The organism is bacterium, from assembly GCA_030704665.1.
Taxonomy (GTDB): Bacteria; Patescibacteriota; Microgenomatia; order Woykebacterales; family RBG-16-39-9b; genus JAUYID01.
Map to the genome: position 1 here is coordinate 249,086 of JAUYID010000009.1, position 26,982 is coordinate 276,067.

General features: G+C 46.3%; 26 protein-coding genes, 4 tRNA genes and 1 pseudogene. 15 read left to right on the top strand and 16 right to left on the bottom strand.

What is annotated here, in order from left to right; translation table 11 throughout:
* Positions 1-6: 6 nt before the first annotated feature.
* The 3 genes from Q8P13_01405 to Q8P13_01415 all read left to right on the top strand — a co-directional run bounded on the left by Q8P13_01405 (position 7) and on the right by Q8P13_01415 (position 5,503).
* Positions 7-3,624, top strand: a complete 3,618-nt coding sequence (locus Q8P13_01405) for a hypothetical protein (GenBank protein ID MDP2671100.1) — start codon at positions 7-9, stop codon at positions 3,622-3,624.
* A gap of 79 nt (positions 3,625-3,703) precedes the next feature.
* A complete protein-coding gene (locus Q8P13_01410; protein ID MDP2671101.1) occupies positions 3,704-4,012 on the top strand; it encodes a hypothetical protein in 309 nt (102 codons plus the stop codon).
* A gap of 174 nt (positions 4,013-4,186) precedes the next feature.
* The gene (locus Q8P13_01415) at positions 4,187-5,503 is read left to right on the top strand and encodes a hypothetical protein (protein ID MDP2671102.1); all 1,317 of its coding nucleotides are present in this window, start codon (positions 4,187-4,189) and stop codon (positions 5,501-5,503) included.
* On the opposite strand, the gene rplA is transcribed toward Q8P13_01415, so the two are convergent.
* The 12 genes from rplA to Q8P13_01475 all read right to left on the bottom strand — a co-directional run bounded on the left by rplA (position 5,496) and on the right by Q8P13_01475 (position 12,363).
* Positions 5,496-6,329, bottom strand: coding sequence for a 50S ribosomal protein L1 (gene rplA / locus Q8P13_01420; protein ID MDP2671103.1), 834 nt, complete (start codon positions 6,327-6,329; stop codon positions 5,496-5,498). The two genes, Q8P13_01415 and rplA, sit on opposite strands and share 8 nt — an antisense overlap.
* Positions 6,330-6,403: 74 nt before the next feature.
* Positions 6,404-6,829, bottom strand: a complete 426-nt coding sequence (gene rplK, locus Q8P13_01425) for a 50S ribosomal protein L11 (GenBank protein MDP2671104.1) — start codon at positions 6,827-6,829, stop codon at positions 6,404-6,406.
* Positions 6,830-7,063: 234 nt separating this feature from the next.
* A complete protein-coding gene (nusG, locus tag Q8P13_01430) occupies positions 7,064-7,717 on the bottom strand; it encodes a transcription termination/antitermination protein NusG (protein ID MDP2671105.1) in 654 nt (217 codons plus the stop codon).
* A gap of 99 nt (positions 7,718-7,816) precedes the next feature.
* The gene (gene secE, locus Q8P13_01435; GenBank protein MDP2671106.1) at positions 7,817-8,005 is read right to left on the bottom strand and encodes a preprotein translocase subunit SecE; all 189 of its coding nucleotides are present in this window, start codon (positions 8,003-8,005) and stop codon (positions 7,817-7,819) included.
* A gap of 64 nt (positions 8,006-8,069) precedes the next feature.
* A complete protein-coding gene (locus tag Q8P13_01440; GenBank protein MDP2671107.1) occupies positions 8,070-9,245 on the bottom strand; it encodes a GAF domain-containing protein in 1,176 nt (391 codons plus the stop codon).
* Between the two features lie 53 nt (positions 9,246-9,298).
* Positions 9,299-10,186, bottom strand: coding sequence for an SH3 domain-containing protein (locus tag Q8P13_01445; protein ID MDP2671108.1), 888 nt, complete (start codon positions 10,184-10,186; stop codon positions 9,299-9,301).
* A gap of 102 nt (positions 10,187-10,288) precedes the next feature.
* Complete coding sequence (locus Q8P13_01450; GenBank protein ID MDP2671109.1) at positions 10,289-11,350, bottom strand: asparaginase domain-containing protein; 1,062 nt, start codon at positions 11,348-11,350, stop codon at positions 10,289-10,291.
* A gap of 227 nt (positions 11,351-11,577) precedes the next feature.
* A tRNA-Trp gene (locus Q8P13_01455) sits at positions 11,578-11,651 on the bottom strand.
* A gap of 57 nt (positions 11,652-11,708) precedes the next feature.
* Entirely contained in the window at positions 11,709-11,876 is a 168-nt protein-coding gene (gene rpmG / locus Q8P13_01460) for a 50S ribosomal protein L33 (protein MDP2671110.1), read from the bottom strand.
* A 131-nt stretch (positions 11,877-12,007) separates the two neighbouring features.
* Positions 12,008-12,082: transfer RNA gene (locus tag Q8P13_01465), tRNA-Thr, on the bottom strand.
* A 26-nt stretch (positions 12,083-12,108) separates the two neighbouring features.
* Positions 12,109-12,195 (bottom strand) — tRNA-Tyr (locus Q8P13_01470).
* A 93-nt stretch (positions 12,196-12,288) separates the two neighbouring features.
* A tRNA-Thr gene (locus tag Q8P13_01475) sits at positions 12,289-12,363 on the bottom strand.
* 381 nt (positions 12,364-12,744) lie between these two features.
* On the opposite strand from Q8P13_01475, the gene Q8P13_01480 reads away from it, so the two are divergent.
* Positions 12,745-13,266, top strand: coding sequence for a hypothetical protein (locus Q8P13_01480; protein MDP2671111.1), 522 nt, complete (start codon positions 12,745-12,747; stop codon positions 13,264-13,266).
* 509 nt (positions 13,267-13,775) lie between these two features.
* Here the strand turns inward: Q8P13_01480 and Q8P13_01485 are convergent.
* Positions 13,776-14,426, bottom strand: a complete 651-nt coding sequence (locus Q8P13_01485) for a site-2 protease family protein (GenBank protein ID MDP2671112.1) — start codon at positions 14,424-14,426, stop codon at positions 13,776-13,778.
* A gap of 129 nt (positions 14,427-14,555) precedes the next feature.
* On the opposite strand from Q8P13_01485, the pseudogene Q8P13_01490 reads away from it, so the two are divergent.
* From Q8P13_01490 to Q8P13_01500, 3 genes and pseudogenes are all read left to right on the top strand, one after another.
* Positions 14,556-14,717, top strand: a pseudogene (locus Q8P13_01490) (bL28 family ribosomal protein).
* 265 nt (positions 14,718-14,982) lie between these two features.
* Complete coding sequence (locus Q8P13_01495) at positions 14,983-15,402, top strand: hypothetical protein (protein ID MDP2671113.1); 420 nt, start codon at positions 14,983-14,985, stop codon at positions 15,400-15,402.
* A gap of 293 nt (positions 15,403-15,695) precedes the next feature.
* Entirely contained in the window at positions 15,696-16,349 is a 654-nt protein-coding gene (locus Q8P13_01500) for a hypothetical protein (protein ID MDP2671114.1), read from the top strand.
* A 458-nt stretch (positions 16,350-16,807) separates the two neighbouring features.
* Here Q8P13_01500 and fmt read toward each other — a convergent pair whose 3' ends face one another.
* Positions 16,808-18,154, bottom strand: coding sequence for a methionyl-tRNA formyltransferase (fmt, locus tag Q8P13_01505; GenBank protein MDP2671115.1), 1,347 nt, complete (start codon positions 18,152-18,154; stop codon positions 16,808-16,810).
* A 90-nt stretch (positions 18,155-18,244) separates the two neighbouring features.
* Here fmt and Q8P13_01510 point away from each other — a divergent pair, with 90 nt between their 5' ends.
* The 4 genes from Q8P13_01510 to Q8P13_01525 all read left to right on the top strand — a co-directional run bounded on the left by Q8P13_01510 (position 18,245) and on the right by Q8P13_01525 (position 20,258).
* Complete coding sequence (locus tag Q8P13_01510) at positions 18,245-18,613, top strand: hypothetical protein (protein ID MDP2671116.1); 369 nt, start codon at positions 18,245-18,247, stop codon at positions 18,611-18,613.
* A 221-nt stretch (positions 18,614-18,834) separates the two neighbouring features.
* The gene (locus Q8P13_01515) at positions 18,835-19,302 is read left to right on the top strand and encodes a hypothetical protein (protein ID MDP2671117.1); all 468 of its coding nucleotides are present in this window, start codon (positions 18,835-18,837) and stop codon (positions 19,300-19,302) included.
* Between the two features lie 47 nt (positions 19,303-19,349).
* Entirely contained in the window at positions 19,350-19,583 is a 234-nt protein-coding gene (locus Q8P13_01520; GenBank protein ID MDP2671118.1) for a hypothetical protein, read from the top strand.
* A gap of 165 nt (positions 19,584-19,748) precedes the next feature.
* Positions 19,749-20,258, top strand: coding sequence for a hypothetical protein (locus Q8P13_01525; protein MDP2671119.1), 510 nt, complete (start codon positions 19,749-19,751; stop codon positions 20,256-20,258).
* Positions 20,259-20,421: 163 nt separating this feature from the next.
* Here the strand turns inward: Q8P13_01525 and Q8P13_01530 are convergent, their stop codons facing one another.
* Complete coding sequence (locus Q8P13_01530) at positions 20,422-20,724, bottom strand: hypothetical protein (protein ID MDP2671120.1); 303 nt, start codon at positions 20,722-20,724, stop codon at positions 20,422-20,424.
* Positions 20,725-20,728: 4 nt separating this feature from the next.
* Positions 20,729-22,756 carry an O-antigen ligase family protein gene (locus Q8P13_01535; GenBank protein ID MDP2671121.1) on the bottom strand — a complete coding sequence of 676 codons (2,028 nt, stop codon included), beginning with the start codon at positions 22,754-22,756 and terminating at the stop codon, positions 20,729-20,731.
* 108 nt (positions 22,757-22,864) lie between these two features.
* On the opposite strand from Q8P13_01535, the gene Q8P13_01540 reads away from it, so the two are divergent.
* Genes Q8P13_01540 through mrdA form a run of 4 tightly spaced genes read left to right on the top strand, consistent with a single transcriptional unit; the run spans position 22,865 to position 26,957 of the window.
* Positions 22,865-23,920: a rod shape-determining protein gene (locus Q8P13_01540; GenBank protein MDP2671122.1), complete on the top strand. Its 1,056-nt coding sequence runs from the start codon at positions 22,865-22,867 to the stop codon at positions 23,918-23,920.
* A 15-nt stretch (positions 23,921-23,935) separates the two neighbouring features.
* Positions 23,936-24,739: a rod shape-determining protein MreC gene (mreC, locus tag Q8P13_01545; protein ID MDP2671123.1), complete on the top strand. Its 804-nt coding sequence runs from the start codon at positions 23,936-23,938 to the stop codon at positions 24,737-24,739.
* The gene (locus Q8P13_01550; protein MDP2671124.1) at positions 24,736-25,080 is read left to right on the top strand and encodes a hypothetical protein; all 345 of its coding nucleotides are present in this window, start codon (positions 24,736-24,738) and stop codon (positions 25,078-25,080) included. The genes mreC and Q8P13_01550 overlap by 4 nt, the downstream gene beginning before the upstream one ends.
* Positions 25,077-26,957 carry a penicillin-binding protein 2 gene (mrdA, locus tag Q8P13_01555; GenBank protein ID MDP2671125.1) on the top strand — a complete coding sequence of 627 codons (1,881 nt, stop codon included), beginning with the start codon at positions 25,077-25,079 and terminating at the stop codon, positions 26,955-26,957. Before Q8P13_01550 ends, mrdA begins: the two co-directional genes overlap by 4 nt.
* The last annotated feature ends 25 nt before the right edge of the window (positions 26,958-26,982 follow it).

Here is a 26,982-nt window from a genome sequence, read left to right on the forward strand (position 1 = left end):
TGCCTGATGGAACAGCTTAACCGGCTCTCAAATTTTAAAAGCAAAAAATATTTAGGAAGTCTCTTCGCGACCCTTTTTATTCTCGTCGCTATTCCAGCAACAGTCTTTTTGTCCTTGAATGCCCGACAGACTCAAGTTCCCGCCTCTTCTTTCGTTTGCCCAAATCCTAGCTCAGAAAAAGTTGGCGAAAAACCCGATAAAGCCAAAGCTGAGATTTATCTAAAGGCGCTTCAGACAGAAACTAGTAATATCAGAGCTGAATCAAGAAAGATCGGGCTTTTGCGCAGTGAAGAGAAGATAAAACAAGATTTGTCCTTGAGAAAAAAGGATTTGGTAAAAGCAATGCAGACTTGTCCTGACAAAGCAATTCAAGCTCTTTTTTCATCCGCAGAGGTTAAAAAGTACAAGAATCTTGCTGCTGGAAGTTTAGAAGAGTTAAGGGAATTTGAAGGTTCCCTAGAAGTACGACATGTTGATTTTGCTGGAAAAAGTGGTAGCTCCTATGAGTATATCCTTCATACCAAGGAGAAAAAGAAAGTTACCATACATTTCGCTAACGGTATTCATGACTTTGTCGAATCACGAACTGTGATTAAGGTAAAGGGGGCGTTTCTGGAGAATAATTTGCTTTTGGATGGAAGCAAAAAATTCAAACACGCCAATGATATAACTGGCGGTTTTGAAGTGGTGAAACAGCCAGGAAACCCACCCGTTCTTGGCGTACAGCGTACGTTGCTAGTGAAAGGCCATTTTGCTTCAGATTTTGGTGTCGTAGATAGTTCTTTGACCATGGATAGAGTTGGTGTTATTTTTTCTAGGCTGGGAAACTTTATATATAACACTTCTTTCGGTCAGGCAGCAGTGAGTGGTGGAGTCTTGGACGGTGGCTACATGGGTCCTCCCAGTTGCCCGAATCCTTGGGATCAAAGCTTTCTGCGCACCTATCTTGACCCGAAAATTGATTTTCGGAATTACGACCGGGTTATACTTTTACTTCCTATGTCAGATTCTTGTGGGGTGGGTTATGTTTACGGCGGCAAAATGGACACTCCAACCGATGAAGGTACTTTCCCGATCTCTTTCGCCTATATTTCTTCCTTCCTTGATTTTTCGTCCCAACAAACATTTGGAACAATAGCTATTCAGCATGAGTATGGGCACGGCTTGGGCTTGGGGCACGCTGGGTTCTTTGGCTGTGCGTTGGCAAGACCCCCTAGCCCAGAATGCATACTACCCTATGAGGCTAGTGATCCGGTAGACACTATGGGGAATATTAGTTCAATGCGGTACAATAGTTTGCACCGCGAAATGCTTGGCTGGATGGGTGAGGGAAGGATGAAAGAGATAACTAGCTCAGGAACTTATACTCTCCTATCGCTGGACGATCTGTCTTTTACAGGCACCCCGCGAGCGCTAAAAATCCCGAGGGGAAATGGTCAGTATCTATACGTTGAGTATCGGCCCGACACCCGCTTGGGCAGAGGAAATCTTTCCGACGGAATTCTTTTTCATGAAAAGAGTTCATTGGGGCCAACTAGTTTGTTGTTGGATGCAAATGATCGAATGGGTAAGGGAGTTTACGGCGAACCATTTGGTTCAGCATTGACCGGTAGCGAACCTTTTATTGACAAGTATACGGGAAGTACGGTCAGACTGCTCTCAGTATCTTCCACTGCCGTAACTGTATCCGTTGTTTTGGCAGAGACGCAACCTGAAGGAGTAGATATACTAACTAATACACAGGCCGATTGGAACAAGCCGACCGGGTATTTGCATGCGGCAGGGCAAAAGAAAGACGTTGATTACGCTGATATTTACTACCAATTTGACCTGAAATGTACCTACGGTTCTTTCTGTGCCAATAGTTACAACCAGTGGAACGATTGTGGTAGCTGGCCAAGAGCTTCTTTTGACATCAGCTCCGGTGCTTGCCCAAGATTTACAACTGCCGGAAACAGCGTCAATGTTCCCACTGTAGCTGGTTTTAGATACAAATATAGGGTTTATATTGTCACCACGGGTGGTAGTAAGGAATGGATCGGTGAGAGCGATGTACCTTCTTGTTCTTCAGGCACCTGTACGACCAACATTTCTTGGCCAAGAGTGACCTACAGAGTTCATCTGCAGAAAACAAGCAACTCCAATCCTGCCTGTGGGGGAGGGGATTACAACACTGTCTCAGGATGTACTGATTTAATCACAACAGATGCCATTGGTAGCGACTCGAAAGTTACATTTCGAGGTCTACCAATCAGTACGGACTTTAAGGCAGTGGTCAAGGTGGGAGACTTCAATGGAGGAGTCCATACCGTACAGAACATTGCTAGCCTAGGTAGTTCACAGACCTACAGCAAAACTTGTACTTCATCAGGAAATTCGTGCACGATTGGGGTGCTGAATTTCAATGGAAATGAGCCTCTGGTTTGGGCGGTGAGGGCAAATAGTACTTCTGGTCCGGTTCTGAAGGATGCCTTGATTGGTAGGGCAGGTGCTGATGGAAGTTTCAGTGGCTCTTGGACGTGGGATTACACGGCAGTTGCCTATCCAAGTAGTTTCAGTAGTTGTTCTGCCGCCGGTTCAGAGTGTGTCAGTACAACTCTCTCCAACAATAATTCTTCCAACCAAGCGCTTTTGACTGGGGTGAAGGCAGGTGTTTCTTACAAGAGAGTAGTTTGTATACCGACCTGCTCTTCTAGCTCGAATACTTATCAGAACAACACTGTTACTTCCAGCCCAACCGTTGCGCCACTAGGTGCGGTTACTTCAGTGTGTTTGAGCGAAAATACTTTGACTAAACCAACCTTTGCTTGGGGGAGACCCTCCGGAGCTGTTTTTGAAAATCAGAATCTGGAAGTGCGTTTGGGGACTAGTAGCCCAATTTCCAACGGAGTTAGTCTGACTCAAACCAGCTTCACCAACCCAACTACATTTCTGCCCAACACTAGAATTTTCTGGAGGGTCAATACTAAGATTGTAGGTGGTAGTTGGATCTCCTCAGCTTTTCAGGAAGTGACGATGAATTCTTGTGGGCAGCCGGCTGGTATAGATACGCCTGGGATTGGGATAGTCGGTGATTATTACAAAAGCGTATTACCGCTGAGCACCCAGTATGCATTTTCGCGAAAGGAAGACAAGATTGACTTCAATTGGCAAACAGGCAGTCCAGATCCAAGTCTGGACCCAGACAACTTTTCTGCACGTTATATATGGACAGCGAAATTCGAGGCTGAAATTTACCGCTTTACCCTCAAGGCAGCCGGAATAACTAGGGTCTATCTGGACTGGTCAAATGAACCGTTGATGGTAATAGTCGGTCCGATGGGTGATCCACACAATGTGAATGCAATCGCCCAAACGGCTTTAAAAATGTCAGAGGGGATACATACAATCAGAATAGACTACTCGGAACTTAAAGATCGCGCTATTCTCAGGTTCAATTTTTTCAAAGCCAAAGAATGCTTAGACTTAGATGGTAGTAAAAAAATTGATTCTGCTGATCAGTTGCTTCTATCAAAGCACATTGGTGAGAAGGGTATTTCAGCTTACGACCTGACTCTCGATGGAGTAGTGAATTCCGCTGATCAGCTAAAACTAGCCCAAAACTACGGTCAAACATGCAGCTAAAGATTCATATCCTATAGTTTGACTTTTTATCCTAATTTTGCTATAATCTCTTTAATTCAGCTAGCGCAAGGAGGAGAAAATGAAGCTAGCGGCTGTTTTCACCCTCGCTTTCTTCGCTTGGTCGTGCTCGGCTGACGCTAAGTCAACGACAACCCCAGAGCCTTCTCGCACGCATTCGTTCGCTGCGGGAGGCAGTATTTCCTGGGGAGAGGCAGTCCGACTCATTCAAGACTGTAAGGTCGAAGGTGTCGGCTCCTTTCATGACGGTAGCGCCAAGCTGTGGCTCCACGATGGAACTGTTCTAACTGTTCCGGAGAGTGGAAATATCCTCAGTGTCGCCCACTCAGTTGAGGACAAGTGTGGTCAAGTTGGGGAAGTGATCGAGTGAAAGCGAGGTGCTCCGCGGGCGTTCTCAACAGACAAACCCGCCCGCGGAGAACTCCACTTACCTAGTCAGTTTACAAATCAACTCAGAGTGAAAACATTAAGAAAGTGTGGAAAGGTCGGGTTGGCAAGGAGGTTGACAGTTATTCTGATCGGAAAGATAATTTAACCACTACTAATGAACTTCAAACTACCCAAACTGAACTTTCAAAGCAAAGAACAACTAGTTTCTTTACTTGCTGTGATTGTTCTCACTACCACATTACCTTTAGTAATTTTAGCCGTTTTGAGGGCTCGGAGTTTGTCTGTACCGGCAGAAACTGGTTGGGAAACTGGTATTACCGCTATAGCAACAGATAGTGGCGCCTACCATTATGGCCCAAATATCTGGGGAACGAAGATAGTTTGGACTGATTACAAAGGTCCAGGACCAGAAGCAAATGTTTGGCTTTACGATACTTTGACTAAATCTAAGCGTCGCGTTACCAATCAGCCTTATGTTGTGCAGTCCTTTCCTGACATTTATCAGAACAAAATTGTTTGGCAGGATAATCGTGGAGGTGAAAGTAATCCAGATATTTATCTCTTTGATCTGGCGACTAATACTGAGAAACAACTGACAGACACGGTTCCTTTAGAGAGTCCCTTTTCTCGTTACTCGTATCAAGCCCACCCAAGTATTTACGGGGACAAAGTTGTTTACACTGATTATGCTAGTGGGCAAGCCAATACCACGCTGTATGATTTGTCGACCCAAGCTACCCGAAGCCTGACCAGTTTCCCAAGAGGTGAAAATTGGCCTCAATTCTATCCAAAAATTTATAAAAACCTGGTTGTCTGGGAAGACCGTCGCCATGGCAAGGGGGATATCTATCTCTTTGATTTAGAAAAAAACAAGGAGACTAGAATTACCTCCGATGATTTAAATTACTCAATACCGGACATTTGGAATGACTATATAGTTTATGAGGGTGAAGTGAAAGGCAGAAAACAAGTATTTCTTTATAATTTAAAGAAAAAAAGCCAAGTGCAGATAACGAACACTTCAGTGAATGAACGCTTACCGAAAGTTTGGCGAGATAGGATTGTTTGGTCTGGCGGTGACGGAACGAGGGAAGATTCAGTTTCTTATGGAATTATTGAGTCTGGAGGAGAGACGCTAATCCGTAATCTAGATATCTTCCAATACAACCTTGAAACTGGAAAAAAACGTAGATTATCATCGCACTTTGCAAACCAACTAGCACCAATACCCTTTGGCTATAAAGTGGTTTTTACTGATCTAAGTGCTGGTTTTAATCAAGTTTATCTTTTTGAAAATTCCTGTTTTGATCTAAACTACGATGGTCTAGTCGATAAAAAAGACCTGGATTTGCTGGCAGGACATTTTGGAGAACAAGGCGAGGATTTAATCTGGGATTTGAATGGGGATGGGAAAGTAAACTCTGCCGATCAATTATTAATCGCTAAAAATAAAGGGGTTTGTACTATTTAGTCGAGGTAAGGTCCAGTTTGAGGCTTGGACCCATGGAAGAGGTAAGGTAAACGGATTTGATCAGTTCCTTTTTGAAATTGGCTGGCCGAGAAGAGTGTATTTCCTTGATCAAACTTTCAAGATTTTCTTTGAGTTTTTTCTCATCAAAACTAGCTTTGCCAAAAACAGTATGAACGATAGGAGATTTTTCTGTTTTGATTTCGCTCATTCCGGCCGAGAGTTTTTCAACAACTGTCAGTGGATCGTCGGAGACAGTACCAGTCTTAGGGTTGGGCATCAGCCCTTTTGGTCCTAGGACCTTGGCCACTTTCGCTAGTTTCGGCATCCAAGAGGGTATAGCCACGACTTTGTCAAAGTTAATTTTACCTTTGGCAATTTCGTCTAGACTTTTCTCAGTTCCGAGCTGGGCACCGGCTTTTTTGATTTCGGGCTCGTCCTTTTCATCGGCAAAAACAAGAACAGAGATTTTCTTTCCCAAACCATGAGGAAGGTTGATAGCACGGCGAATTTGCTGATCCGATTTGGTTGAGTCGGTCCCCAAGTTGATATGAGCTTCGAGAGTAGAATCAAATTTTGTCGCCGAGGTTTTTTTCAAAAGGGAAATAGCTTCTTCAACTGGGTACTTGTTGATTTTGTCGAGACCCTCTAAAAGCTTCTGATAACGCTGGCTACGAACCTTGGCTTTGCCAACCTTTTTCCGAGCCTGTTTGACTTCCTTTTTTACTTCTTCTTCACCTGCTTCGGACAATTCGAGTCTTGGCTCAAGGTCTTTGAGTTTTCCCTCTTCAATGGCAGTTTCAATTGTTTTAACTTTTGGTCGGCCCATGATTTGAGTTAAGAGTTGCGAGTGCGGAGTGATGAGTTAGAAAATTCCTAACTCCAAACTCCTAATTCCAAAGCTCACTTCTCTACATCTACCCCCATACTGCGCGCAGTTCCGGCGACGATATTCATCGCCGCTTCAACCGTATTGGCATTCATATCTTCCATTTTGTTCTCGGCAATTTCTCGCACCTGGGCTTGAGTAAGCTTGCCAACTTTATCGCGTTGGGGAACACCGGAGCCTTTTTCTAGACCCAGGGTTTTTTTGATTGAAGCAGCCACCGGCGATTTTTTGGTGATAAAAGAAAAAGTTCGGTCTTCATAAACACTAATAACCACTGGAACAATATCGCCCCTATGCTCAGCAGTTTTTTCGTTGAAGGCTTTGACGAAGTCCATCAAGGGAAGACCGTGAGGACCCAGAGCCGTACCAACTGGAGGGGCTGGGGTAGCCTCTCCGGCGGGGAGATTTAGTTTAATGTAAGTCTTAATCTTTTTAGCCATCTTTACTCTCTACAAATTTTAAGACAAAAAAAGTAGTCTACGTCTATTTTTTAGCCCTCAGTTTAACTTTTTGAACGCCATTCTAAAACACTTCTACTGTCACTCTGAACGTAGTGAAGAGTCTCGAGTGTAGGACCGTTAAGGATCAGAGATTCTTCGTTACACTCAGAATGACATTGCGAGAGGGGATTTTAGCAGATGAAACCAAGCTTGGCAACACCTAGCTAAATAGGACTAAAGTTTCGCTACTTGTAGGAAGTCTAGCTCAACTGGGGTTTCCCGGCCGAAGATTGACACCAAAACTTTGACCTTACCTTTTTCTTCGTTAATCTCATCTACAGTTCCTAAAAATTCACTGAAAGGACCATCAACGATTCTGACTGCTTCGCCAAGAGTGAAAGAAGCTTTGTAAGTCGGAGCTTCAAACTCAGAGAATTTCTTGATGGTCGTGACTTCGCTTTCGGCTAGTGGAGTAGGTTTGTTACCCGTTCCAACGAAACCAGTGACTCCTGGGGTAGAGCGGACGGTATGCCAACTCTCATCATCAAGTTTCATTCGTACTAGGATATAGCCAGGGAAAATCTTTTCTTGGAGAGTAACTTTTTTTCCTTCGCGAACTTCGATTTTTTCCTGAGTTGGAACCATGATGTCAAAGATTTTCTCTGCCATACCAGTAGCCTTAATTTTTTGCTTTAGGGTTGCGGCGACCTTGTTTTCGTGGCCTGAATAGGTGTGAATGACGTACCAATGAGTGCCAAAAGGCACTTTGACTTCCTTTTCAGCTTTTTTTTCTTCAGCTGCCTCAGTTGTTTCCTCGAGAGCTTTAATCTCCTCAACCTTGTCCTGAGTTTGGAGCTGATCGTCTTGAACTGCTTTTTTCTTTGCCATAATTTAAAAACCCTAAATTCTATAATTCTTAGTTTTAAAACACATCGACCTGACTATAAATCTTTAGTTTCTCAGCAAACAACGTCTTGATCGAGATAACTAACCTTGAATAAGGATACCAAATAATTTCGTAAACAGAAAGTCCAGGGCACCGATGAAGGCTCCCATGACTACAGTTACTACGACTACCACTGCGGTCATGCGAATAGTTTGTCCCCGAGTAGGCCAGTTTACTTTGGCAAGTTCACTGCGGACTTCGAAAAAAAAGTTAAAAACATTTTTGAACATTTTGCTGCCGCGATTCTATCACAAGTTGAGAATTAGGTAAAGATAAGCCCAAAACTTGCTCTCTTCAAGACTCAATACCTTTGATTTCGAGCAGTTTTTCGAGCCTCTCCGTCTTGCTTTGGGCTTCTTGGACAAGCTTTTCGTTTTCCGAAAAGAGTTTGTCTTGAGCTTCTAGAGCTAAGGCGTTGGCGATAGAAGCGGCAAACTGATCAGAAAGGTTTTCCAAAAAATCGCTTTCTTCCTGGCTAAACTTGATGTGGTGGTGTCCCAGCGCCAAAAGACCGAGAAGTCTGTCCTGATAGATCAAAGGGGAAATCAACAAAGAAGACAGAGAGAGGCCCCCAAGATGGGGAAGGTGTTTTTTCACGAACTCTTCATCCGCCCGAAAAGTTTTTTTATTTTTCTCTATCCAACTTGTGAGATCAGTACGTATGTTTTCGGGGTTTAGATTTTCAGCCCGAGTTTGGAGAAGGTTGTGGGCTGAGATAGTACGCCAACCCTGGTCCTGATCTGTCCTTAAAATTATCAAACCTAGATGAGCGTTGAATTCTTTGGCCACGCGTTCTAGGACTTTAGTCAGAGTCTCAGAAAGGGGTTTACGGGCCAGGGTTTCTTGATTGAGAAACCCAACTAAGTCGCTCTCAATCAAGCGTTCGTTGAGCTGCTGACCAACCGCTAAGTTTTTCTTTTCACTATCATGGATGTCGGAAACTAGGAGTAGAGCATAGAGCCCGAGGAGAAGCACTTGAGAGGCAGTCAGAAAAAAATTGGTCACACTGTCAGGAGAGACCGTCACTTTAGTTGTTCCAGTGAGAAAATGAAGGATAAGAAATTCGAGGATCAAAATAAAGATAATTAAAGTACGAATCTTGTTGGTAGTAACTAGGGAAGAAAGAAGGATGATGGTGTAGAAAAAAACAAAGGGGCTAGCTAGACCGCCGGTGATTTGGACAATAAAGCCGATAAAAGTAAGATTGATCAAGTTCAAAATAAAGTAAATGTTGGGTTTGAAGAAAGAAGTGGGCAAGAATTTATAAATCAAAAAATTGGCCATACCAGCAGCAAGAGCAAAAAACTCAAGAAAGTAGCGGTTGGTTTGAAAAAGTGGAGTAAATTGGATGATAAGGATGGCATAGGTTACCGCTGCAACGGTGGTGATACTGCTGAGACGGCGAAAACGTTGCAGCTGAAATTTATTTAGAGTTTCCTCAGCATTGCGGCGATCAAGGGCAGCGGACATAGGCTGTTTTTAATTTTAGCTCAAATGAAGGGTAAAATCTATCTTTAATGTGCTTACTCAGGGAAATACATCGAGCGGACGATTGTGTTGGTGAAATCCAATGGGAAATTGCCGTAGGCAACCAAAATTGTGAACTTCAAAATACTACCGGAAGCATTGACCATGTAAAATTCCTCGTCCCCGTTTTTGACCTTACGACACTCGCGGGCATTGCCGAAAGTGATGTCGCAAACCGAAGCAGTCGCCTTCGGATATTGGGAAGCTAAATAGCCTGAAAGAGAAATGCCAGATTTTTCTTTTCTGACTCCAAAACCACCGGAGGACTCACCAGCGGAAAACTGAAAGGTATTTGGATCGCCCTCGGAGAGCTCGATTTTGTAACTTTCTGGGTAAATGAACTTGAAATTGAGCTCGTCAAAAGAATAAATCTTAAGAGCAACTTTGGGTTTTTTGCTTGTCACATACTTTTTGGCGACATAGCCGCGAGTAGTCGCCTCAACCAAGTACCACTTGTCCTGCTCGGAAATAATCTCCATTGTGGTTCCGTTGGGTAGAGTTTGAATGAGACGGGAAGCAGTGGTAGGTTCCTCTCGAAGGTTGAGCCCATCAACTGATTTGACATAGCCCAAAGTCTTTGGTTTCTCCTCTTTTTTTGGTTGGGCTTTTGCAGACTCAGTTGCTTGCGTAGTAGATTTGTTCGAGCGGGTCTTTTTCGATTGATTAATAAAGAAAATTATACTGAGAAAAATTGCTATACCAAGGAGGATTGCCCCGAGAATTTGGACTAAGCGGTTAGTAAAAAAATTACCAGACGATTCTTTTCGCAAAGCCGGGTAAGGTGTTTGAGTTGGCGGGGTGGGTGGTGGGGAAGACTGCCTTTCCGGCACTGGTGCGGAAGCGGGGTTTTCTGCTCTGCTAGTTGGTTCCGAAGTTTCTTCCATGAGTGCAATATTAAACGGAAATCTTTTTAGAAACAAGGAGTATTTTTTGGGGAGCGTAGGCGAGGTTCGAAAATGTCGCCTACGCTGCTCCCTCTTTTCTTCTTAACGCTCGTCTTCCAGACCGGGTAAGAGTTCATTGACGAGGTTGGCCGAGAGGAACTCTTGGATCCTTGCGGGGTCGTCAGGAAAAATACCGAGGGCCTGGCGGAACTTGAAGTCAGCCATGTCGGGAGTCAGGCTTTCCAAGCTGAGAGCACCCGCGTCCTTCAGCTTCTGACCAAGTTCGTAGCGAGTCAAGATGACCCGACCGTCTTGGAAAGGTGAGAGGATAGCACAATAGACGCCTCGGTCGGTAGCGTATTTTACCGCTTCGATCCAGGAACAGGTTTGCTTGCCTTCTGCATCTTCCCAGGGTTGGTCCGAAAGCTGACCGGCACCCTTACATTGGATGATAATCCCTTTGTATTCGCCAGAGTCGACGATGATCCTCAGCCCAATTGGGTTGGTGTCCCGCCGCGCTTCGGAAAGCGACCAGACTCGTCGCTCGTAGATCGTGTCAAGACGTAGTCCTTGAATGGCCAAAGCAGCGTCACGATGCTTCAGACCATCAAGGTGCATGATTCTTGGCCAGACATGGGCAACCGGTGGTCTACCCGGACTGTCAACGTAGTTTGGGTCGCTCTCCCTTTGTTTCTTGAGACGGCTGCCGTCGAAGACGTCGCCAACACACACCGTGTAGACACCGACGACCCCCTTGCGAACGAAGGAAGCAGCTAGGCGCAACGAATTCTCCAGTTGCATGACGGCATCAGTACCAGGCTCTTCTCGCGACATTTGAGAGCCGATCACCAAGACGGGCTTTTGCAAGGTCTGTTTGAAAACCATGCAGAAGACGGCAGTCGTTTCCGCCAGTGAGTCAGTGCCGTGGAGTACGACGAAGGCGTCGTAGTCCTGATAGACGGAGGCGATTTCCTGACACATCTGGATTCGATCCGAGTGTGGAATGTTGGTGCTATCCTGGAGTCTGTAGAACTCCTTCAGTTCGAGTTGGGTATCTCCAGGGACCTTCAAACCCTTGTACAGCTCAGCCGCAGTCAGGGCGGGTCGCAGAGGGTGGCCAACCATTCCGATGGTGCCACCAGTGTTCAGAACGAAAACCTTCATGACCATCTCTCCAGTTTGTTTTGAGCAGTGGGAGTGTGGGGATGTTTTCCCTAGAAAACTTTAGGGTCAAAGCTTACTAGGAGAAAAATCCTAAATAGGTTGCCATTTTAACCGAAAGACATCTTGTAGTCAAAAAGGATTGGGTGTGTAAGAAATTTATTGGCAGGGGCGGTCGGAGGTGCAACCTTCGGTTGCTGCTTTTGCTAACGCAAAAGTCGAACTACTTTTGGCAGGCCCGGAGGGAATCGAACCCCCAATAGTGGTTTTGGAGACCGCTGTTATACCATTTAACTACGGGCCTAAGCCTAACTAGGTAAGGCGGATTTTAACTTATTTTCAGTTTAAATTCAATGAAAATTTACTTTTTAACTTCGTTGTGAGGGGTGACTTTTCGACAATGCTGACAAAATTTGTTAAAGGCCACTCTTTCAGGGTCGTTGATTTTGTTCTTTTCAGTTGTGTAGTTTTGATTCTTGCACTCGGAGCAGGCAAGATTGATCAAAATTCTTTTACCTTTTTTTGCCATTTTTAAAAAACCTCGTTTCTATAGTTTACCTTGCTCAGTCAAATTTTCTGGAGCCGAGAGAGGAATGTTCAAGCTACGCTTGCTGATTTCGCTCTCGCGAAATACGCACCCACTTTCAGCTGTTTTAGTTTTGGAGCCGTCCGTCGGACTCGAACCGACAACCTGCTGTTTACAAAACAGCTGCTCTACCATTGAGCTAGGACGGCACATGTGCCGGGAACTATTTACAAATTGGTGCCGAGGGAAGGATTCGAACCTCCGTAGCCGTAAAGGCGCCTGATTTACAGTCAGGTACAATTGACCGCTCTGTCACCTCGGCACAAAACTTGAGTTTATTATAACTGGAGCCTGGAGTGGGGATAGACCGCTGCGCGTTCTGCGCTGGCTTCGCCATCTTTGACCCCCACTTTTCTGGAGCCGACACTGGGACTCGAACCCAGGACCTCGTTCTTACCAAGAACGCGCTCTTCCTCTGAGCCATGTCGGCAAACATTGAAAATTGTTAAGTGCTCTAAGCCCCGACTAAGTCGGGGCACAGGATGCTTTAGCATCCTACCACTGAGCCATCCAGGCCAAAAGCGCTCTAAGTCCAATGGACGCAGAATGCTCTAGCATTCTACCACTGAGCCATGTCGGCGTAAGACTGGCGAGGCGGCAAGCTTTGCTTACCACTGAGCCAGCCAGGTGAATCGAGGATGAATTATAGCAAAGAGTTTTGTTTGCGGCAATTGACTAAGAAGTAAAAGCAAAAGAGCCAACAAAACTCCACGATCGTACAATTTGTTCTACTTAAAAAAACCTTTTAATTTTTCAAAAAGGGCTGAGAAATGAGAAAGGGCCCCCGCGAAAATGTCTGTGCGGGGGCCCTTTGCTCTTTCCATGTGTTCTCGGCCGTCGTTCAGCAGGTCTTGCTTCGCAAGTTGCCGGTGGCGACGATCTGTCTGTCCGCGTTCTCGATGACGGCGGAGCAGGGGCCGGCGAGAGAGTTGTCCCAGGTACCACTGCCGTACTTGCTCTGAACCACCTTGTGGTGGGAGAGCGTGAAGTGAGTGGATCCGAAACTGGCGCAGGGACACTCACCGTTCTTGCCGGAGGCGAGACCGACGTAGCCTTCCGTGAGGCCGCTGACGACCAAGACACGGAATTCGTAGCTCACGGTGGTCCCGGTCGAGAGAGCGGTCACCACCCCAGAGGGCACTTCGCGGCTGGTCACCCGGACCAGAGCGAAGACGTCGTCGTCGCCCCTGACCTGGACGATCTGCGTCGAGGTGCGCTGGGACGGCGGGCCGCCGGCCGCCGAGGTGGTCCCGGTCGAGACGAAGGTCGCGAAGATGCCGAGAAAGACCAAAACACCGAGAATGGAAAAGAGCTTCAAGTGTGCACCTCCTAAGTGCTGCATGAATCCCTCTACGGGAGCTTGATTGATACTAAAAATTATAGCATAAATAAGACCTAAAGTCAATTACTATAAGACACTAGTAGCTGATGTTTCCTACCGGAAACCAGCTACTGCGTGTCTTGAGCTCAAGCATAGTCTGACGACTAAGTTTTTCTGAAACGCAGAGCGCTTTAGCGATCTATTGGCTTGATCTTGGTATCTTTGGAATGATTAAATAGGCTTGCTGCGAATAAAGAGTTGGGAGAAAACAAAAAAGGCCAAGCCAAACGCTTAGTCCTTTTTGTAGCCCTCGAAACCAAATGATTTCTGCCCTAGCAAGTTAGATTACTGAGTCAATCCTCCGCATCTTTAGGTGGGAACTCTGGCTCCTAGCCCAAGGGATAGGCGCACTCCGAGTCTGCCCGAATGTGGAAATTTAACAAAGAAGAATTGCTTACAGCCACTCTCCTTGTAGGGCAACTTTTTTATAGCACAATTTGTGAAAAATTCAAAGAGACAAGCTAGCCCCCGGCAATGATGTTGAGGAAGAGACGAACCAAAAAGCCGAGAATCGGAGTGATGAAGTAGCCACCAAAGAAAAAAAGTCCGAGCAAAAGGATCGGACCGTACTGTTCCATAGCTGCCCATTGCGCAGCTATGGATTTCGGTAAAACTCCTGTTACGACTTTGAAACCATCTAGTGGAGGGATAGGAATGAGGTTAAAGAAGGCCAGAGTCAAATTTAAAATAATTAAAAGAAGGAAAATCGACTCGGTATAAAGATTAAAACTGAAGAAACGATAGCCTAGACCCGCAAGAGCCGCCAGAAGAAAGTTGGAGGCTGGTCCGGCGAGGGAAATGAGGGCTGCATCGCGGCGCGGATTCTTCAAATTCCAGGGGTTAAATGGAGTTGGCTTGGCCCAACCAAAGAGGAAACCGGTTTGTAGCAAAATTAAAATCAAAGGCAAAATGATGGTTCCGAAAAGGTCAATGTGGTTAATAGGGTTCAGACTGACCCGTCCTTGAGCTCGCGCCGTTGGATCACCGAGTTTATCAGCCACCCAGGCGTGAGCCGCCTCATGGAGGCTGATTGAGAGAGCCAAAGCACCAATAGCAAGGCTCAAATTTAAAAATATTTCCGAGAGATTACCACTAGCTAAACCGTTGAGCATACAAGCTTAAGTATACATTTCTTGGCAAGCTATGTTACAATCTCACGCGAACTGGTCATCCTGAATGAAATGAAGGATCTGAGATTCTTCGCTCCCGCTCAGAATGACATTTTTAGTTTTCTAAATTTTATGTATATTTGTGAACGTTGTGGAAAAGGTCTGCAGGTGGGGATGAATGTTTCCCACTCTCACCGCCGAACCAAAAAACGCAGTTTGCCGAATCTTCACTTGACTAGCCTTTACATTGGAGGCAAGAGAGTGACCGCTCGCTACTGCACCAAATGTGTCCGCATCATGCGGGCTGCTTATCCATACACCCAGCCAACGGCTGATATGGTAGTTGTTAAAGATGTGAAGGAAAGTCCCAAAGCGAAAGTTCACGAACCCAAAAAAGAAGTAAAAGAAACCAAAAAGGGGGGCGAGCTGAAAGCCGAAGATATTGAAGATATTGTTGAAACTACCTCTGAGCCAGAAGCAGTCCCCGCGAGCTAATTTGCAATTTCCCCAAACAAAAGTATAGAATCCCTCCAACTACAGCATAGAAGGAGAGTGTGTTATGGATCAACAAGAGCTACAGGTAATGACCGTGGCCGTGGCCGTCAATGGGGAAAAGATGCGCAATCTTCTCCTGCGGCAGAACGACCCACGCAATCCCAACTGGTTCTGGGGGTTGGGAAAGATCGGCAAGAACGAGGTCTGCGTCGTTGTTGGTGGGAGACCTGACGGCAAGAAGACAGCTGTCTCGTTCAGCTTTACTCAAGAGCGTGGCCATCGGATTGAGGGCCGCGACCTACCTGTCAGAGGGATCGGCGACTGGCATGTGGCCAGTTGGAATGTTCGTACTCCGTCTCGAACCAGCTTTCCGGGAGAACCGTCACTGCTACGTCACAGCCTACGAGTGAGCCTGATCCGAGTCTCCAAGCCACACCTGCCCCGCGAGCGCAATGCTGAGAAGAGGGTGTCGAAGAAGAGGTAGAGAAGAAACTCCAAACCACACAACCGAGGGTCGCGTCCCCCGACCGACCCTCTCCCTAACCCAAGATCAAGCAAATAGATCGCTAAAGCGCTCTGCGTTTCCAAAAACTAAGTGTCAGACTATGCTTGAGCGCAGGATTCGCAGTAGCTAATCTTCTCTAGAAGATATTAGCTACGAGGATCCTATAGTGTTTGACTTTTAGCCTCCGGTATGCTATATTACGCCAGTTCTTTAAATACAATATCCTTACTGGATTACCTGATTTGGTGGTTATAAATTTTTTGACTTTCAAGTTGGGTAATTCAGTTGAAATCCGTATGAAGCGGAGGAAGGAACAGCTCATGAGAGGTCGAGTTATCTTCATCGGACTGGCCATGGTGGCCATCAGCGTTTTCGCCTTCGCCTGCGACGTCTACGGTGGATACGATGACGAGCAGACTCCGACTCAGCAGGCAGCGATCGGCACGCTGGTTGCTCAGCAGACAGTGGCGCCGCTACCGACTCCGCGCCCGGTTGGCTACTGTGTGAAGGAGATCGCCAGTGGAGAGGTGGAACTTGGGGATCGGATGCGGATCACACCGGTCAAGGATTCGGATGGCAAGGATCAGGGTCTCAACCTGATCGCGAACTTTACGGTTCTGGGCACCGACACGTTTCTCATCGCCAATGCCGCTCGGGGACCGCACTACCGGTTCCTGGTGAATCCGGCGTCAGTTGTGCCGGGGGATCAGTTGGTCAGCCCGATAATCTTCGGTCCAGCCGTCGGTATGGTCGGACGTCTCATCGACGTTACCTGTGGGGAGGTCCCGATCTTGTACTTGGAGGTCTCGTTCTGGGATCTCTGTCACCAGGTTCCCGATGCGATTGTGGTCGAGGGTAAACCGCTCCTTGATGTGATCAAGACGGACTATCGTGTCGATCCCTGCAACATCGGCGGACCTGAGTAGGGAGGGATATACATGGAATTCGGTACGAGAGTGGGAATCCTTTTCGTAGGGCTGCTGACCTTTGCCTTCCCTGGAGCGTTCGGGGTTTGGGGATTGGTGAGCTTTTACAGTGAAGGCTCAGAGCTCTTTTGGCCTCTCCTGGTGAGTTTCAGCCTCGGTGTGCCCGTTGCTGTTGTTCTCTTGGCTAGCGAGGCGCTGTTCTCGGAGAGCTAGGACGAAGAAGAGAGAGTTTTTGTAGGAGAAAGCGCTTGCGCTTTGCTTTAATGCCAGATTCCGAAACTCGGAACTGCTCCTTTCCTTCAGAAAATCTTGCGTAAGGTTTGTTGAAGAGGAGAAACGACTTGGAAACGGGTCGTTTTTCTTTGGCATTTAGCTAGGACAAATTGTACGATCGTGGAGTTTTGTTGGGTTTTAGTTTGAATTGGTGTTTATTATTACTCAAGTTTAACTCAACAAAACTACCAAGTCAGAGTGAAATCGGGGTGTCCGGACTTGAACTCTTTGAGAGCAATGGGTTTTTTCCCTTCAACTTGAACCGTCTGTTTTGGCAAGAGCTTAACCCTTAATTCTTCATTCTTAATTCTGTAAATTGTCCAGACCCCAGGCCAAGGGTGGTAGGCACGAATCAAATTACTTAAATTCTTCGGGGGATTGCCGAAATCGACATAACCGTCTTCTTTTTTCAGTATTTTTGTGTAAGTTGCCTGTTCATGTTTCTGCGCCTTAGCTTTTATTTTCTTATTGACCCAAAGATGAATGACGTGATTAATTAAATTTGAACCAGTTACAGCCAGCTTTGCGCTCAGAGTTTCAAAAGTATCGTCTTTGTTGATCCGTTGCTTGGCCGAGATGATGACTGGGCCTTCGTCCATTTTCTCATTCATTTTCATGATCGAGACACCAGTGTAAAGATCTCCGGCGGCAATGGCAGCTTGAATTGGGCTAGCACCTCGATATTTGGGCAAAACCGAGCCGTGGACGTTTAGAGAGCCACTGACAGGGATATCCAGGATCTCTTTAGGAAGAATCTTACCGTAAGAAGCAACAACAATTACCTGGGGCTTGGCGGCTTTGATTTTAGCAACAATTTCCTCGTTAACTATTCGTTTACCCGAGCTGTCTTTTTTCACGAGCCAACTTGGTTTCTCGAGAGCGATATTAAACTGTTTAGCCAGTTCTTCCACCGGAGTGACTCTTTCTTCTTGCTTACGCCCGGCGAGCTTCGGTGGTGCGGTTACTACCAAGGGAATTTCGTACTCACCGACAGTTGATTGACCGATCAAAGATCTCAAAATTGTGGCTGCAAACTCTGGCGTGCCAAAGAAAACAAGCCGAACCGGCTCAAAGGCCAAGAGATTCTCTTTTTTATCGGCAATGTGATCAACGTAGAAGGTCGAGGAGAGGTGATCGTATTCGTGCTGAACTATTCTAGCGTAAAAACCACTTAAAGTAGCCAGCTTGGTTTTGCCACGAATGTCGGTGTATTCCAGTACAATCTCGGTTGCTCGATCGAGAATACCGCGGTAGCCGGGGATGGAAAGACAGCCCTCCTCACCCTCGTCAGTCTCTTTAACCCTTTTTATCATTTTTGGATTGATGAAGGTCTCTTTCAGGGCACCGTAATCCACGATAAAGAGCCTGAGTTTTTCACCAATTTGAGGTGCAGCCAGCCCAACTCCGCCGGTGAAGGTCAGAGTTTCCTGCATATCAGCAACCATTTTTTTTACTTTCTCATCAATGACTGGAACAGGTTTGAAGGTGTATTTCCAGATTGGATCGGTTTTTTTGGTAAGGTTGAGTAACATCGAAAATTATTATAGCTTGGGAGAGCAAATAGACTCAACAGTTTGCTTGTCTAAGATATAATCTGGGAAAGAAGTGAAGGAGGCTCGGAGATGGGTATTGTAAAAAGTCTTGACCAGACCTCTGAGGGTCGGCAAGATCTCAAACGTGTTCTGGTCGACTCAGGTCTGATGGATGAATGCAAACGAATCCGTGACGAATATGCACATGCACGCGGCTACTTTGCTGAGATTCGCTTCCCACCCCGTGTGGCGGAGTTCACCCTTCGTCTCGACTGGTGGAATCCGGATAAGCCGTGTAAGTACTCAGTTAGAGTGTGGGCCAGGAGGAGAGTCAACGGTACTATCGAGATCAGAATCAACAACTGGAATCTCGACCCAGCATCTCTTCCGAGTCAGGAGGGGGTAAAGCGCCTGATTCAGAAAGCGATGGAAAACCCGCTCGTCGAGGAACTGAAGTAACGCGTCTAACCCTGTCCAAAACAAGACCCGCACTCGCCCCGCGGGTCTTCTCACTTTTAAACCTATAGCCCTTTGACTTTTATACCTAAAAATGCTAAGATGCCGCCTACTTTGGTGCTGGCAATCTGTTTTCGATTCATTCGAAACTAGTTTGCCATCACTATGGAACTCCGTCCATGGGATGTGTGTAGTGGCCGTGGGGCCGAAAGGAGTAGATCGACATGGCAGGTCTAAGAGTTTTCAGGGAAACGAGTCGGGCAATCCAGCTCTTCTTTGAGTTGGCTGGTATGCTCGGGCTTCCGGATGCAATTCGGAACATCTACACACCCTCACCTAGCCAAGATGAGGGTAGATGGGTGCCTTCGATTCTGATTTTGAGCGGTTTTGCGGGAACGGACGAACCGCTCAGGAGTCGTTTTATCCTGGAATCTGCCAAAGACGAGCAGCTCCGTCTTGGCAAGGTTATTCTGGAAGGCGATCCTAGCGATGATTGGGGACCTCCAAGTTCCGGAGCAGCTTGGCGCAGGGATTTCCTAATTCTGAATCACGAGGATGGAAGGCTGGAATTTGTCGCCCCCGGGACAGTTATCGGCAAAGCTTTCAGTCAAATGTCGGCAACTGCCAAACTGGCGATACGGCAGCGCTACTTCTACACTGGAGTAACGCCCTTCATCTTTCCCAAAGAATGAGTTGAAGAGCTCGGAGCAAGGATGAAACCGAGCAGAAGGAGAATATCATGAGAGCTCTGACCGAAGCCGAGCAGAGGATCTTCGAGATGGTCAAGGATAACACCAGCATTCAGCAGGCGCTGTCCTATCCGGATCGGCTGGTGGCGATGCGGGAGGTTCGGGCCGTTCTACGTCGCCGGCCAGATGTTCACGATTTGCCCGACGATGGTATCACCGAGGCGCCTGAGTACGCTCTGGCGAATCACCTCGTTGACTACCGTGAGCAGGTCAAGACAAGCTGAGGGAAAAAAACGAGAGATTCGGGGTGGCGGTGCGAGGTTCTATCCCTTTACCGCCACCTAAGATCTTCTCCCATTCATTAATTAAACTAACCTTTAGCTAGTACAAAATTTCCGATCGTGAAAAACTGTTGCATTTTCCCGACCAATTACTTTATATTTTAGTCAATGGCGATCATTGATGACATTCTTGTCCAGCTCATCGACTTTACTTACCACCCCTACAAAATGATGTATGGGGATCTGCGGAAAACCTACAAAGCTGAGTCAGTCCGGATTGCTCTCTCCCGAGCTCAGAAGAAAGGTTGGTTGGAGCGAAGCTGGAATGATGATGGTACTTACCTAAAATTAACTGACCTTGGTAAGGAAAGAATGCTTAAATACAAGCCAGTCAGCAAACTCTTGCCCTGGCAGATGGAGGAGGGAGAGGTCAGTTACTGCGTGGTCGTTTTCGATATTCCTGAAAAAAGCCGCTCGACCCGGGATCTACTGCGCAGAAAGCTAAAAGAAGCCGGCTTTGTCGGCTGGCAGAAAAGTGTTTGGGTGGGGAAAAATATAAATTTGGAGAAACTACGCGAGTTTTTGAAGGAAGTTGGGCTGGAAAACCATGTTTTGGCAATCGAAACTTCTGACCTTGGTGATGAAGCTTTGGTCAAAGAATTAAGCACATTCAGGTAGTACAAATTTCACGATCGTGGATTTTTGTTGGTTAAATCAAAAAAACGCACTACGAAACTACTCGTCTTGAGACCTTTTTGCTTCTGTTTCAATTTCTTTCAGCTTCCACATAAGCCGCTATGATGTTAAAAATTGATAGTGATCGCATCTTGTTTGGAAATTGCTAACTTTTAATTTCTGATTCCAGTTGTTGCAATTTCCACATGAAGAGTTTGCCGCGATTGGTCGATTTCGTATTGTAACCAATGGCAAAGACCATGGCTTCGTGGAGAAGATAGCGATTCCTTTCCTTGGAAAGCTTGATATAGAGAGCTTTGTGTTTAGGGTCGTGAAGCTGCTCAGAGAGGTAAACTCCGAAATCTTGGAACTCGTGGTGTGCATAGACTCGGCCTTTGGGTTTCCCAAACTTATCTTGAATTACTTTGGAAATGGGTTCAAAGTTAGAATCTTTCTTGTTTTCAGCCATAAATTTAGCCTGTGATCAAACTTTTTTGTAAGTCTTTGGCATCGTCATAATCTGGCTTGAGTTTGAGGACTTTTTCAATTTGCTTGAGCGCTTTTTCCTTGTCCCCGGCGGCTCGATAAATTACGGCCAAATTGTACTGAATTGACGCATCAGTCGGAGCCATCTGACCCAGTTTTTCAGCCGCCTGCAAAGTCTCAGGCCAGTATTTTTTGTCGAGCTGAGCTAGAGAATAGAGAGTTTGCAGGCTGTTCCGGGCCAAGGTAGTATGATGGGGATGCTCTCGGACGAGATCTTGGTTCAGGTCATGAGCTTCAGCAATCAGGTCGTTTTTGAGCTTTTCGTCATCAACTTCGGCCGCTAAACTGGCTTCGCCCAGCGCCAGTTCAGAGCGGTAAAGGGGTTCGCCCGGGAAAAGGGAGACTGCTTGCCTGAGATTTTTGTAATTGACCGTCTCATCGACAGTGACCCCTTGGGCATAAAAAGTATCCGCCAGCCAGATTTTTCCGACGAAAAAGAGGCTGTAAAGACCAAGAAAGACGGCGACGAGAGTTAAAAGCTGACGGCTGAGCGGGTTCTTCAAGTGTTTACTGACAAACTTTTCAAAGTAATCTGTGCTTCTGGTTTGGTCACTGATGAGGAAGGCTAGAGCCGGGAAAAGGAAAAAGAAAAGAGCGATGATGACCACAGAAAAGCCAAAAATATTTTGGACCAAGAAACCAACAAAAGCAGAGAAAAGGGCCAGCACCCAGAGGCGCTCTTCAGCCATTTTTGACTGCAAAAGATAGCGAATTGCCCAAAAAACGAAGATTCCGATGAGCAACAAATAGCTTGCTAAACCAACAATTCCAGTGTTTGCCAAGTAATTTAAATACTCATTGTGGGCCTTGTTGTAGAGATAGTCCCACTCCGCAGTTTGGTTGTGTTCGGCTGGTCGAAAAAGATAGTAACTGTAGCCAAAAGTTTCAACTCCAGTGCCGAAGAGTGGGTAGTGGCGAAAGATATCAAAAGCTCCTTGCCAGACTACCAGACGAATGCGTCCAGTTTGCGCCCCGTCAATTTCAAGTTGAGACTGACTTGATTTTTCCTCCCCCCTTGCTTCAGTTGAAGGGTTGACCCCCCGCAAGGAGAGAGCATTGCCCAAATTGGAGTTCAAAAGTAAAACTGCGACCAAAAAAGCAGCCAGCCAGAGATAATTTTTCTCCCAAACTGGAGCCAAAGTGAGCCTCAAACCGAAAAACCTTTTTATTCGGTTGGTGAGGCTTTGCCGATAGAGGGTTAGAAACAAAGAAAAGATAAGGCCAGTCGCAATCAAGCCGAGAGTTCCACCACGGGAAAGGGTGTAGGTGATAGTTAGGTAAAAGGTAAGTGAAAGAAGGAGAAAAGGAGCTTTTTGCCAAGTTTTTTTGAGAAGAAGCATCAGGGTTAGAGAGAGTGGCAGAAGCATAGCCAAATAGGCAGCGAGCCAGTTGGGTTGTCCCAGAGTAGAAAAGACCCGCCTTTCCACTGCTTCAGCCCAGTAAGTGTAGTCAATGCCGTGGTTGATCCACTTGTTGCCGACGTGTTTAGCAAAGAGGGGGTTTGGATGCTGTAAGATCCCGTAGACTGCGACTAAAGCCCCACTTACCAGACCAACTAAGATTAAAACTTTAGCTTTAGCTTTATCAAAATTGTTCGTCAAGGCAAAATAAAGCAGGCTATAAGAGAGGATTGAGAAAAAACCACCGTTAAAGCGCGAGTAATACCCATAGAGACTGGTGTGAGGATCGATGGAGAGGACAGTCGAAATTAAATTAGCCAGCAAAAAAATTAAAATTGGCCAGTCAAGAGGAGTGCGGACAAATTTGAAAGAGCGCTGCGCAAGAATCTTCAGCAGCCAGGCAGTTACAATAACCACAGTCAGCAGGTAGGTGAGGACCATTTTGTTGAATTCAAAGAGTTCGTAGTTGATCGGAAGCCAAATGAGGGGGACGAGGAAAAAAAGAAGGTAAAAGCAGGTTTCAATAGTTGTCTCGTAAACTTTGGTCCAATTCACGAGAAGATATTAACACATCAACTCACAATTCTTAATTCTTCATTCCTAATTCATTGTTAATTCTTGATTCTAACTGTGCTACACTGTTGATTCAAAGAGGGACAGCACGTGTATTTATTTGATCAATTACTCGGACAAATTTCTCATGACATCAGTATAGACTTGGGTACGGCCAACACTTTGGTTTTGGTCAAAGGTAAAGGTATCATCGTGCGTGAACCGACGGTCATTGCCCAGCACCGTAAAACCAAGCAAATTTTGGCCGTCGGTAAAGAAGCTAAAAGAATGCTTGGGAAAACTCCGCTGATGATCAATGCCATAAGACCCCTCAAAGACGGGGTAATTTCCGATCTTGAAGCAGCTGAAGCGTTGCTTAAATATTTCATCAAAAAGGTTCATGAGGGTGGCAGCAGTGGTTTACCCAAAATTCCCCGGCCCAGAATCGTCATTGGTATTCCTTCTGGGGTGACTGAAGTCGAAAGACGGGCGGTCCAGGACGCGGCTGTCAAAGCCGGAGCGCGCGAAGTTTTTCTGATTGAAGAGCCAATGGCAGCTGCCCTTGGGGCTAAACTGCCGATCGAGGAGCCACGCGGCAATATGGTCGTTGATGTTGGCGGGGGAACGACAGAAATTGCCGTTATTTCTCTTGGGGGAATGGTCATTTCCCAGTCTTTGCGAGTCGCCGGGGATGAGATGGATCAAGATATCATCAATTACGCTCGCAGCCGTTACAATCTTTTACTTGGGGAGCGGACCGCAGAAGAAATAAAGGTTAATGCTGGCAGTACTGTGCCGGCCAAGGTTGAAGGCAAGATTCCGATGCGGGGTCGGGATTTAGAAACCGGCTTGCCTGCCACGGTGATGATCAACGCCGGAGAGGTCCGCGAAGCGATCTCAGGAACAGTTCGTACTATTATTGAGGCGGTGAAGGATACTCTGGAAGAAACCCCACCGGAACTACTTGGAGATATTTTGGAATCAGGAATTGCTTTGACGGGTGGAGGATCACTTTTACCGGGCTTTGCGCAGACCCTGGAAAAAGAAACTAAAATTCCGGTTCGACTCATTGAAGATCCTTTGACTAGTGTTGTACGGGGAGCAGGTAGAGTTTTTGAGGACCGAGAGCTTTTGCGCACGGTGAAAGTTTCTACGGCTCTGCGTTAAAGGAAAAAGCATTTTATGAGTAAACTAATTGCCTCTGTCTCCAAAATCCGTTTGTTTTTTCTGATCCTCTTCGTTGGGCTGATCCTCATTTTTCTGGAGAGGTTTGGAGCACTTGATTTTGCCAAGGGGGTAGTAAGTTACCTTTCCACCCCGATCCAGCTCTCAGTTTACCGCAGCTATCAAAATCTCTCCCAGAGTCTTGACGCGGTAGTTTCCATTGGTGGTCTGCACGCTCGCAACTCCACCCTTGAGAGAGAAAATGCCCTCTTGCTAGCCGAAAACATCAAGATCCGTTCTTTGGAAAAAGAAAACGAAAATTTGCGCGCTCAACTCGGGAGTCCCAAAATTGGCTTAAAGCTAAAAGAAATAGCTTCAGTGATCGGCTTTGGGGTTGGAGGAAATCGAGACAGTTTGCTCCTTGATCAGGGTCAAAACCAAAAAATTAAGAAAGGAGATCTTGTCGTCGTTAGAAATATTTTCGTTGGTACTGTGGTTGAGGTTTCTCCTCGAACCAGTCGAGTGGCTTTGATCACTGACCCGCAGACCAAAATTCCGGCTATTACGCAGTCCGGCGCAGTGGGTGTTTTGGCTGGTCAGTTCGGTACTGAGGCACACCTGACCAACGTGATTCAGGATGATAAATTAAACGAGGGAGAACTCGTCCTGACCTCAGGAGAGGCGGACTATCCGAAAAACTTGGTTCTGGGGAAAATCACTTCCGTCAAAAAAGTTTCCCGGGAACTTTTTCAAAATGCAAAGGTTGAGAGTTTGCTACCCGCCGGAGAATTGCAAACCGTCTTTGTCATGGAAAGAAAATGAAAAACTTTTCTCACTACCTGATTATTTTTATTTTTGCTCTTGCCCAAACAACTTTTCTGCCTTTGAACTTGATACTGGGCTATTTGCTACTTACTTTTTATCGAAGGGGCTTCTACTTTGTTTTCCCAATCTTTATCTATAGCGCTGCTTTGCTAGCACTAATGGCCAGCAACTCAGTTGGCTTGACGCTATTCACCTTTTGCCTGATTCTCGGTATGGTCGGTCTGATCAAAAACTATTTGCCCGCCGCCCTCTTTATTCGAGCTTCAATATTGATTCTTGCCTTACCTGCCTATGAGCTGACTTACAGTTTCTTGTTTCGGTTTATTACTCGTTTATGAAAAAAGATAAACTCGGTCCAGTCTTTGCTGAAAATATTGAGCAAGCGGAAAGAAAAAGCCGTTTGGTCGATAACGATCAACTCAAAGAGTCAATCGTTTGGGGGACAGAGAAAGAGAGCCTGTATACCAGTAAACAAATTTCTCCCTGGCGGGTTCTACCACTCTATCTCTTTTTCCTCATTTCTTTTTTGGCTTTGAGCGCCAAAGCTTTCAGTTTACAAGTAATTCAAGGTGGAAGCTTTCTCAATGAGGCTGAAGGAAATCACGTCCGGATTGTGACCACACACGCCCCTCGAGGAGCGATTCTTGACCGTAACGGAAAAATCCTGTCCCAATCCAAGCCGGGCTTTAGTGTGGTGATTGATCCCCAAAGCTGGCCAGAAAATTACTCAAAAGAAATAAAAGAGCTTGCTAAACTCTTAAAAGTGAGAGCGGGTCAAATCGAGAAAAAGATCAAAGCTAGCAATGGTAGTGATTTGATCCAGATCAGAAGTAACATTGATCACGCCACTGCGATCAGTCTCCAAGCCCAAGAAGAAAAGTTCCCTGGCGTCCTGGTGGAGATTAACCCGCTGCGTGAGTATCTTTCCCCCAAAATCTTTTCTCCGATCATTGGCTATACCTCTGAGACTTCAGAAGAGGACCTAAAAGATCTCAGCAAAGCCTATCAACCGGGCGACAAGGTGGGTAGAGTTGGGGCCGAGGCGGCATTTGAGGACAGGTTGCGAGGCGCCAATGGCTACGATTTGATTCGCGTTGACGCTGGCGGGAAGCGAGCCGGAACTTTGGTCCACACTGAGGCGGTTTCCGGAAACGACATTACTTTGAGTATTGATTCAGACTTACAAAAATTTATCTACGAGCGGGTCAAGAACGCCATGAAAGTTTCCAAAGGTAAATCGGCAGCAGTAGTAGCAATGAATCCAAAAACTGGAGAAATCTTGTCCATGGTTTCTTTCCCCAGCTTCGACAACAATCTCTTTGCCAAGGGTTTAACCCAGAACGAGTTTACTCGGCTCTTTAACGATCCGAACTTTCCTTTGCTCAACCGCGCACTGAGTTCTGGTTTTCCACCAGGGTCAACCTTTAAATTGGTCATGGCGGCGGCTGGATTGGAGACTGGGACAGTGAGCCCGGAAACAAAGTTTGTTGACACCGGCTTTCTCCGGCTAGGAACAATTACTTTTCAGAACTGGCTTTGGCGCGAAAAACACCGGACAGATGGGACAATCAACATTACTAGAGCCTTGGCCCGCTCCAACGACATTTACTTCTTCCGTCTGGGGCAGAAACTTGGGGTTGATAATATTGACAAGTACGCTGCCCTTTTTGGACTCGGAGAAAAAACTGGAGTTGAACTGCCTGGTGAAGCAGCCGGTTTGATTCCGTCGCCGACCTGGAAGCAAGAAACGAAGGGTTTGCCGTGGTATCCAGGAGAAACCCTCAATGTCTCAATTGGTCAAGGAGATACTCTAGTTACTCCATTGCAGTTGGCAAGTGTGACTTCGGCGATTGCCAACGGTGGTAATTTGCTTCGTCCCACGATACTGCCTACCAAGACCGCTGATTACCAAAGAAAAAATTTCCTCAAACCAAAAACTTTGGGAGTGATAGTAGACGGAATGATTGGTAATCAGAGAGGGGACGGGAATACTGGTTATTTGTTCCACAACTTTCCTATTCCTACGGCTGGGAAAACTGGGAGTGCTGAAACTGGGCTGGCCAAGAAGATCGATGGTTGGTACACTGTCTTTGCACCGGTGAAAAACCCAGAGATTGTCATTACTACTTTAGTGGAAAGGGGCAATGCTCACGGAGGAGAAATTTGGGGACCAGAGGTTAAAAAAATTCTGCAGTGGTGGTTTGAGCACCGTTGAAAAAGATTAAAATAAATTTAAGACA